We start from the raw sequence: 8,468 nt of genomic DNA, 5'->3' as shown, positions 1-8,468 counted from the left end.
TCAAATGTTCCAAAAAAATATAGAAGAGTTAATGCAAATTAGCCGCTATCGGTTGAAGGATTACATCAAAGGACAAAGAGCGATATCGCTTGCCCTATCTACCTTCTAGCTCGCTTGTCCCCCTCTCAGCAGAATTAGTTAAGGATAACAATATTCTATTTTCAACTAACTTAGGTAGCCGCAATGATATTCTTGCTCAACCTAATGTTTTTGTCGGTTTGGGTGGTCATGCGAGTTATCCTAAGTCGGACATTAGTGAATTAAGTATCTGTACTAAATTTACGATTCCCACATCTATTGATCCTCGTTGTGAAGAAAAACATCGAGGGGGGAAGATATACAACCTCCATGATAATTTATCTTTAATTTCATCTTCCGACCCTAAATCAAGAGAAGTAGTGGAATATTTACCCCGTGTCGGAGTTGAGAAAATTGAAGACTTAGGTGATAAAAGTTGGTTGCTGTATCCAGGTACATGGGGAAATCCCAAAAATTGTACTACGAAATTACTGCTAGATATAGGTTGTCCTAGCGCACCTCGTGGTCCTGTATTTTTGGATTTAAAGAAAATTAGTGGAGTTAGTGGAATTTCTCAACCTATTTCTAAAATAGCGGGAATAACCTGGGAAAGTTTTGGATTAGGAGAACGTTGGTTAAACCCTTGGAAATGGTCAGCAACTTTTGCTGGCGCTGATAAAATTAAAGAAGGTTGTCCACCACCCCAAGAAGAACCGAAACCAGAACCCACCCCCGATATTCCCCGTAAACCGGACGGAAATACAGGCGTTATTTATGGAGACCCTCATGTTGTCACCTTTGATGGCTTACGCAATAGTTTTCAAGCGGTAGGCGAGTTTATTCTGGCGAAATCTGAACGAGGAGATTTTGAAGTACAAGGTCGTTTTAAAGGGGTGGGAGATAATGCTTCTTTACCCTCAGCAGTAGCTATCAAAGCGGGTGGGGAACGAATCGGAATTTATCAAGGAAAGCTCAAAGTTAATGCTCGCAATGTTAATGAGGCTAGTCTTCCCATTGTGCTTGAAAGTGGTGCAAGGGTAGATAAAAATGGGGGTGAATATAGAATCATCGCCCCCACCGGGGAATGGGTAGAAGTGTCAGGAAGTTCGGTCTTAACGATTAAGGTGACAGTCCCCAAATCTCGCCTCTCAAAGATGTATGGTTTGTTGGGAAACTACAATAATAACCCAAACGATGATATGAAAACTCGCCAAGGAAAGGTTGTCGGTATTAATCCTAATTACGATCAGTTGTATAAGGAGTATGGCAATAGTTGGCGTATTCCTCAGCCAGAGTCTTTATTTGCTTATGAGGTCGGGGAAACCACAGCGACTTTTACGAATTTGAATTTCCCGAAAAAAGTCTTGACTTTAGCGGATTTTACGACGCAACAAAAACAAGAAGCGGAAAGGGTTTGTCGTAGCGCGGGGGTGACTGCTTCTGCTATGTTGGAATCCTGTATGTTTGATGTGTTGGTGACAGGCGATCGCTCTTTTGCTAATGTTTCTGCTTATGTTCAGTCGGAGGTTAAGGTGACAGCAAATGTTACACCAACAACAAAGCCAACAGGAGCTATTTACTGCGATCTTGGCCGTTTTCCTGCTTGCCAAACAACAAAGCCAACAGTTCCTGAAAGCCAGTCAGGTACTTCACCAAAGCCAGGATGTCAAGCTACTGTTGATAAAATTCTTCAAGAAATTCGTTCAAAGGGAGTTAGATGGGTTAAGTATGAAATTTATAAAGGAGTAGCCAATGAAGGTAGAACGGGAAATCCAACAAATAGAACTGATGTATTGCAGATTACACTCAGTTCAGTGGATTGGAGTATGATCACTAGATCTGATCCAAAAATAGAGAGCATAATTAATAATATTATGGGTTCTAAAATTTTAATGAAAAGTTGGACGGATAAAATTGTTGCTAATTGTGGTAATACCGCTATAGTTTCTTTTGGTGTATATCCATCAGATTGGTTAAAAGATTACTACATTCAATCTGATGGAACGACAAAATTAAATAAGTGTGTTAAACCAGAAAATGCTCCTAGTCCTCGTCCTTGGGGGGTTTCAGTCTGCCTATGAAAATATAGCGGTATTCAGTAAGTTTTAGCATATAATAAGTCTAGGCGTGTAGGTTGGCTTAATGTGCGAAACCCAACATAACCAACGATTACTTTTTTAACGTCAATTCAACTGCCAACAAAAATATTTCATTTTAATTAAGTTTTCTCAGAGGACAAAATCATGAAACTACCTAACTCCCAAAATCTGTTAATTGCTTCCTTATTAGGATTGTCAACGCTTTTCGCTGGTTCCTATCCTTTGGTTAAAGCACAATCAGTAAAAAATATCCCTTTTGAAGTTTGCTTTAATTCTGATACTTTTGTTAGACCAAGTAGAGAAGAATATACCAAATTCATCAAACAAGACGAATACTTAAGCTATAGAATTAACACTTATTTTGGTAACATTTCTAATTTATTTAATAATGATAATGATTATTGGAGCGCAGACATTCTTTTTTTTAGTTCTTATTACGGTGCTAGCGGAGGAAAGGACATGGAACTCTTTTCGGGAATTGAGTATATAAGAAGGCGCGATAAAAATGTAGGTTTAGGTATAGGCAGATGCTGGGATAGATTCGCCGAAACAAATGCGTATGGCAAACCAGACTCACACAACGAAGTTAGATTAATTAAGTATAAATTAAGACAAATCAGATGGGTAAACAATAAATATATTTTCGTCGTGGAGCCTCGTAAAACTGGGTTGCAAATTCTCCACTTCCGCCAAGCTGGCCAAGATTTAGCTAATCCCATTGAAGTTATAGATACAAAAGGTCGCTTTTTAGGCAAGTGTCAATCTACTTGTCAACTCAAAAAGTAATTCGAGATAATGAAAGCACTTAAACGTCAATCCAACTGCCAACAAAAATGTTTCATTTTAATTAAGTTTTCTCAGAGGACAAAACCATGAAACTACCTAACTCCCAAAATCTGTTAATTGCTTCCTTATTAGGATTGTCAACGTTTTTTGATGGTTCCTATCCTTTGGTTAAAGCACAATCAGAACCAAAGCTAGGCTGTCAAGCTACTGTCAATAAAGTTCTTCAAGAAATTCGTTCTAAGGGAGTTAGAAGGACTTGGTTTAAGCTTTATGAGGAAAGAGCCAATGAAAATAACACGGGTAATCCAACTAACAGAACAGACGAGTTACATATAATTTTAAGTGCTTGGGATTTCACTAAAAAACCTACTGTTGATTCTCGAAGTCAATCCATTATTGATAATATCATGGGTTCTAAAAGTTTATTGAAAAGTTGGGCAGATAGAATTGTTGTTAATTGTAGCAATACAGCGATAGTTGGTTTTGGTAATGATCAATCAGATTGGGGTGAAGATTACTACATTCAATCTGATGGAACGACAAAATTAAATAAGTGTGTTAAACCAGAAAATGCTCCTAGTCCTCTTCCTTGGAGGGTTTCAGTCTGCCTATGAAAATCGGCTCTCCCGACATTATGGGGTAAAATGTTAGTGTATGTTACATTCTGGGTGCAGGTTCCTTGCGCCCCTACAGTAGGGCAAATTCGTTTTCTGTCGCGCCGTATGGTATACGCCCTATCTTAGATAACCTTTTCTTATCACCACAAGTACGGGAGAGCCAGAAATTCTGCTATAATTTTCAGCCAACCCATATAAATGTAACCCATGTTATTCGATTGGGACGAGGAGAAAGCCAAAAGGAACTTGGCCAAACATGGTGTTTCTTTCGATGAAGCTAAATCCGTGTTCTATGATCCCTTATTTTTAACCTTTGCCGATCCAGAACACTCTCTTGGGGAGCGACGTTTTATTATAATGGGAGAATCAGCCAAAGGACGATTGCTAGTTGTTTCTTATACTGACCGCACGGAAACCACACGCTTAATTAGTGCCCGTTTAGCTACCACCCAAGAACGTAAAGCTTATGAATCAGACCTGTGATCTAGATGATGATTTACGCCCCGAATATGACTTTACTAAACTTCCAGTCATAGCAAGAGGTCAAGGGCGAAAAAGAACTACTTTAACCGTCGAAATAGACCCCGACGTTGCTACTATTTTTCCTGATTCAGCAGCCGTTAATGAAGGATTACGTTTGTTATTACGCCTAATTCAAAATAGTTAACCTCAAGTAATTGAACAGTCTTTAACTATCTCAAAAACATCATAATCGCGGTATTCAAATAAGTGAGGCTGACTCACCCGACTTGATAAATTGAGAGAGGTTACATTCTGGGCGCAGGTTCCTTGCGCCCCTACAGTTCCTAGGCGTGTAGGTTGGGTTAAGGAACGAAACCCAACACAACCAACGGTTACTTTTTTAACGTCAATTCAACTAAGCTGTTAAGCATTTAAATTGCTTGTTGAGACGAGGCAAGAGGCAAGAGGCAAGAGGCAACAGTAAAGGGATTGGGGGAGATTCGGCTAATCTTAAGAATAAGTGCTTTAAATGCGTCTTAGCTTACTAACAAAAATGTTTCAATTTAATTAAGTTTTCTCAGAGGACAAAACCATGAAACGACTTAACTCCCAAAATCTCTTAATTGCTTCCTTATTAGGATTGTCAACGCTTTTTGCTGGTTCCTATCCTTCGGTTAAAGCACAATCAGAACCAAAGCTAGGCTGTCAAGCTACTGTCAATAAAGTCCTTGAAGAAATTCGCTCAAAGGGAGTTAGAAGGGTTAAGTTTAGTATTTATAAAGGAACAGCTAATAGTTATAGAACGGGAAATCCAACGAATAGAACTGATGTATTGAATATTGCATTAAGTTCAGTGGATTGGAGTGTGACCACTAGATCTGACCCAAAAATAGAGAGCATAATTATTAATATTATGGAATCTAAAATTTTAATGAAAAGTTGGACGGATAAAATTGTTGCTAATTGTGGTAATACCGCTATAGTTTCTTTTGGTGTATATCCATCAGATTGGGGTGAAGATTACTACATTCAATCTGATGGAACGACAAAATTAAATAAGTGTGTTCCTGCTGGGACACCCGGACTATTACCTTGAAGGGTTTCAATCTGCCTATGAAAATATAGCGGTATTCAGTAAGTTTTAGCATATAATAAGTCTAGGCGTGTAGCTTTAGCTAAGGTACGAAACCCAACAATTACTGCCTATTGAAATTAACGTCTAGTTTCGCATGACCAAGATCCTCATCATACTTGATATAATGAGATTACAGACTGTTTTTATTCAACTAAGAGACATGAAATCCATGATAACAATACCTATCACCCTAGAACAACTCATTTCTGTCATTCAACAATTACAGCCCAGTGAGCGGACAAAAATAGCCAATCTTTCTTAGAATATTTAACAGAATAAATCTGATCGCCTATTTGATAATGATCATGCGATCGCTGATAGGTTATACTAAATCCGGTTATTAAAAACTGATTATTTATTCCCCTTGCCTTTTGCCTCTTGCCTTTTGCCTCTCCTCATAACTAGCCTGTACTCAACGGATTTAGTATTAGATATATTAACAGAGTATTGACAACAAAACAAAACTTGATTATGGACATTACTATTCACTTTGGTAAACGATATAAGCATGGAGCAAAATTGGCAATCGGGGAATCCATTACCAATGGCAAAACAAGCTGAGATCGATCCTCGTAAATTCACTGAATACTCTATGAATCCATTCAATACTAACAATCAAGGAAAATGGCAAGCATTTATGATTCTTGGATATAATATAGAAAGTTCTCAAGGTCGTCAAATAGCGGCTCAGTCAATTATCAATCAAATCAGACTACACTTAGAAAATAATCCAGCTACCTTAGATGAACCTAGTGAATATGGAATTCGATTTACGGTTACAATACCCATAATAGGGATTAATTACCTTCAAGGAACATTAGTCACAAAATGGCAAATTGACAAAAACAAACAAATTCCTAGATTAATAACAAACTGGCTGAAAATTAATCAAAACAATGGGTAAATACCATGAAAGCAAAACTGTATGATGGAATTGTAACATTAGTAGATATTAGTGCTGATTTTGGTGAGCGTCTTATTCCCAAAGGAACAGAAGGTAGTATTATTGAATGCTATGAAAATCCTGAAGGTTACGCCGTTGATTTAGGGATTCCTGATGATAGTTCAGTAACGGGTTATAATTATGAAAATGTTATTCTCTATCCCGAACAATTTATCGTCATCAATCCCATTAGCCAAACGGCTGCCGTCTAGATTCTGGGGTTGATCATTGTGCATAATTCATATAGTGTCGATCGGTAACATTATAGTAGGTTAGCGTATAGGTTGGGTTGAGGAACGAAACCCAACACAACCAACAGTTACTTTTTTGGTTCTTCGGTTTGTGTTATGCAATGGACGGGAGTTATAAGGGGTGAAACCCTTATATAGAAAGACATTGCTTCGATTTTTGCCAATTGTTTTCAATCTAGAACGAGCTAATCAATTAAGTCTCTTGCCAGATAAGGATTTAGCCGATTTCTGCCCCCTGATCGAACCATACCAAGTAACGAAAAACCACTTTTTTTAACGTCAAATCAACTACTAAGCTACCAACAAAAATGTGCCATTTTAATTAACTTTTCTCAGAGGACAAAACCATGAAACTACCTAAATCCCAAAATCTGTTAATTGCTTCCTTATTAGAATTCTCAAAGCTTTTCACTAGGTCATATCCTTAATCCAAAAACACGCCGAGTATCAAATTGAAGCATGACCCAAAGAATGGCAATCCCGATCGCTACTCCAAAAATAGCCGGGAGATTACCCGTGAAGATCCAAATAACATTTAAAAGCAAGCCGATTGCTTGAGTAACTACCGTGCCATACCAAGCCCACTTCTGAATTGAGAATAAACCAATACTGGAGGCAAATTGGACAATGCTAAGCGAAGAAAGTAGTAAAGCGAGTAAAAATCCGATAAATGACAATATGGCCGCGTCTGAAGTATTTCCAGCCAACAGTCCACCAAGGATCGATCCACCAAACATTAGAAGTAAACCTGCTATGACACCAAACAGAGAAAAGATAAGCTGGATCACGGCAACGACTATAATATAACAATCTGAGGGAGTCTTTCACGAGGTTCCATAATTTCTCCTTAAACTTCCGAAGGACATATCAAGTTTATACCACATCGATCGCTGTCAACAGCTTTAATTATTGGTTTCGTAGCGGGGGCCTATTCGAGTATTTTTATCGCTAGTACCCTACTAGCTTGGTGGCGCGGTCGTTCCCATCGACCCACACTCAATTACAGTTAGGATGCCATTGGTGAAGAATCAGTGGTTCTTGGATAGGTCGTAATAGTAATTTCAACCTGTTGATTGAGACGACCCAAAATTGAGATCAAACGGTCAATAGTAAAGCGTCCCAAATTAGCACGGCGAATCTGGACAAATTCACTGTGATTAATTCCAGTTCGCACTTGAGCATCGCGGGTTGTTGACATCCTCACCGCCGGGGCCGGACGGTGATTCCCTACAGATCGAACAAACTTAATTGAACGATCTTCGGATGGGTTGACGCTTCACGGGACGATGCTTCTTTAACAGAAGTCTTACACTTTCCTCTGCGTCCGTTTAAAGTCTCCGATTGCCCACCGGCGACCTTGATATTAATTGCGGCGTTTACATCCCTATCATGGAAAGTCCCACAAAAAAGACATTCCCACTCACGGATATTCAACGCTTTCTTACCGCCGATATTCCCACAACAGGAACATCTCTGAGACGTTGGCTCCCATCGGGAAATTATCCGAAAATCACGCCCATATTTATCAGATTTTGCCGATAGCATATCTCGAAAAGAACGCCATCCTAAGTCTGATATAGCACGGGATAACTTGCGATTTTTAACCATTCCCGATGTGTTTAAATACTCTAAAATTATCGTTTGATTTTCACGAACAACTCTAGTGGATAGTTTATGCAAGAAATCAGTACGAGTGTCTTTAATCTTTGCGTGGATTTTAGCTACTCGTTTCCTAGCTTTTTCCCGTCGTTTACTTCCTTTCTGTTTTCTAGAAAGGTTTTTCTGTGCTTTTCTTAGTCGTTTTAATCGTTTCTTTAACGGTTTCGGTGCGTCTATCTTTTCCCCTGTTGAGAGGGTAGCAAAGGTAGCAATCCCTAGATCAATTCCCACTGACTCCCCATTATTGGGAAGTATTTCGGGCTGAATCTCGACAACAAAGCTGAGAAAATAGCGATCCGCCGCATCTTTAATCACGGTGACGCTAGAAGGTTTAGAAGGTAATGGACGACTCCAAACTATTCTTAGATCACCGATTTTCGCTAAAGTAACGCAGTGTTGGTTAACGGTAAAACCATTATCGGTAAATCTTGCTGATTGTTTAGATTTACGCTTCTTAAATTTAGGAGGTTTGACTTTTCTTCCTTTTCTCTCTCCCTT

Annotated in this window: 11 protein-coding genes and 1 pseudogene; 9 read left to right on the top strand and 3 right to left on the bottom strand. The window is 38.8% G+C overall.

Going from position 1 to position 8,468, the window contains the following annotated elements; all coding sequences use genetic code 11:
• Nucleotides 1–89 precede the first annotated feature (89 nt).
• From IM500_RS16730 to IM500_RS16695, 8 genes are all read left to right on the top strand, one after another.
• Nucleotides 90–2,099 (top strand): VWD domain-containing protein, encoded by a 2,010-nt coding sequence (locus IM500_RS16730; RefSeq protein WP_287739074.1) that lies wholly within the window; start codon nt 90–92, stop codon nt 2,097–2,099.
• A 162-nt stretch (nt 2,100–2,261) separates the two neighbouring features.
• On the top strand, nt 2,262–2,903 hold the full coding sequence (locus tag IM500_RS16725; protein WP_287739072.1) for a hypothetical protein: 642 nt from the start codon (nt 2,262–2,264) through the stop codon (nt 2,901–2,903).
• Nucleotides 2,904–2,989: 86 nt separating this feature from the next.
• Nucleotides 2,990–3,517, top strand: coding sequence for a hypothetical protein (locus tag IM500_RS16720; RefSeq protein WP_287739070.1), 528 nt, complete (start codon nt 2,990–2,992; stop codon nt 3,515–3,517).
• A 210-nt stretch (nt 3,518–3,727) separates the two neighbouring features.
• Nucleotides 3,728–4,003, top strand: a complete 276-nt coding sequence (locus IM500_RS16715; RefSeq protein ID WP_002800717.1) for a BrnT family toxin — start codon at nt 3,728–3,730, stop codon at nt 4,001–4,003.
• Nucleotides 3,987–4,187 carry a hypothetical protein gene (locus IM500_RS16710; RefSeq protein WP_002800716.1) on the top strand — a complete coding sequence of 67 codons (201 nt, stop codon included), beginning with the start codon at nt 3,987–3,989 and terminating at the stop codon, nt 4,185–4,187. Before IM500_RS16715 ends, IM500_RS16710 begins: the two co-directional genes overlap by 17 nt.
• A gap of 387 nt (nt 4,188–4,574) precedes the next feature.
• Complete coding sequence (locus IM500_RS16705; RefSeq protein WP_002800714.1) at nt 4,575–5,078, top strand: hypothetical protein; 504 nt, start codon at nt 4,575–4,577, stop codon at nt 5,076–5,078.
• Nucleotides 5,079–5,625: 547 nt separating this feature from the next.
• Nucleotides 5,626–6,021 carry a DUF6883 domain-containing protein gene (locus IM500_RS16700; RefSeq protein WP_002800711.1) on the top strand — a complete coding sequence of 132 codons (396 nt, stop codon included), beginning with the start codon at nt 5,626–5,628 and terminating at the stop codon, nt 6,019–6,021.
• A gap of 5 nt (nt 6,022–6,026) precedes the next feature.
• On the top strand, nt 6,027–6,272 hold the full coding sequence (locus tag IM500_RS16695) for a hypothetical protein (RefSeq protein WP_002800710.1): 246 nt from the start codon (nt 6,027–6,029) through the stop codon (nt 6,270–6,272).
• A gap of 455 nt (nt 6,273–6,727) precedes the next feature.
• Here IM500_RS16695 and IM500_RS16690 read toward each other — a convergent pair whose 3' ends face one another.
• Nucleotides 6,728–7,099, bottom strand: coding sequence for a hypothetical protein (locus IM500_RS16690; RefSeq protein WP_147069443.1), 372 nt, complete (start codon nt 7,097–7,099; stop codon nt 6,728–6,730).
• A gap of 111 nt (nt 7,100–7,210) precedes the next feature.
• Between IM500_RS16690 and IM500_RS16685 the strand changes: the two are divergent.
• Nucleotides 7,211–7,321 (top strand): annotated as a pseudogene (locus IM500_RS16685) (protein translocase subunit SecF); the annotation flags it as partial.
• Here the strand turns inward: IM500_RS16685 and IM500_RS16680 are convergent.
• Both IM500_RS16680 and IM500_RS16675 read right to left on the bottom strand, forming a co-directional pair.
• Nucleotides 7,318–7,509 (bottom strand): XRE family transcriptional regulator, encoded by a 192-nt coding sequence (locus tag IM500_RS16680; RefSeq protein WP_261779432.1) that lies wholly within the window; start codon nt 7,507–7,509, stop codon nt 7,318–7,320. The pseudogene IM500_RS16685 and the gene IM500_RS16680 overlap by 4 nt on opposite strands.
• A gap of 29 nt (nt 7,510–7,538) precedes the next feature.
• The coding region (locus IM500_RS16675) for an RNA-guided endonuclease InsQ/TnpB family protein (protein WP_287739069.1) at nt 7,539–8,468 on the bottom strand (930 nt) is incomplete at its 5' end.

The sequence above is a fragment of the Microcystis sp. M179S2 genome (assembly GCF_020245805.1).
Lineage (GTDB): Bacteria > Cyanobacteriota > Cyanobacteriia > Cyanobacteriales > Microcystaceae > Microcystis > Microcystis aeruginosa.
The sequence above is the reverse complement of the archived record's forward strand: the minus strand, read 5'-3'. Positions and strand labels throughout refer to the sequence as shown.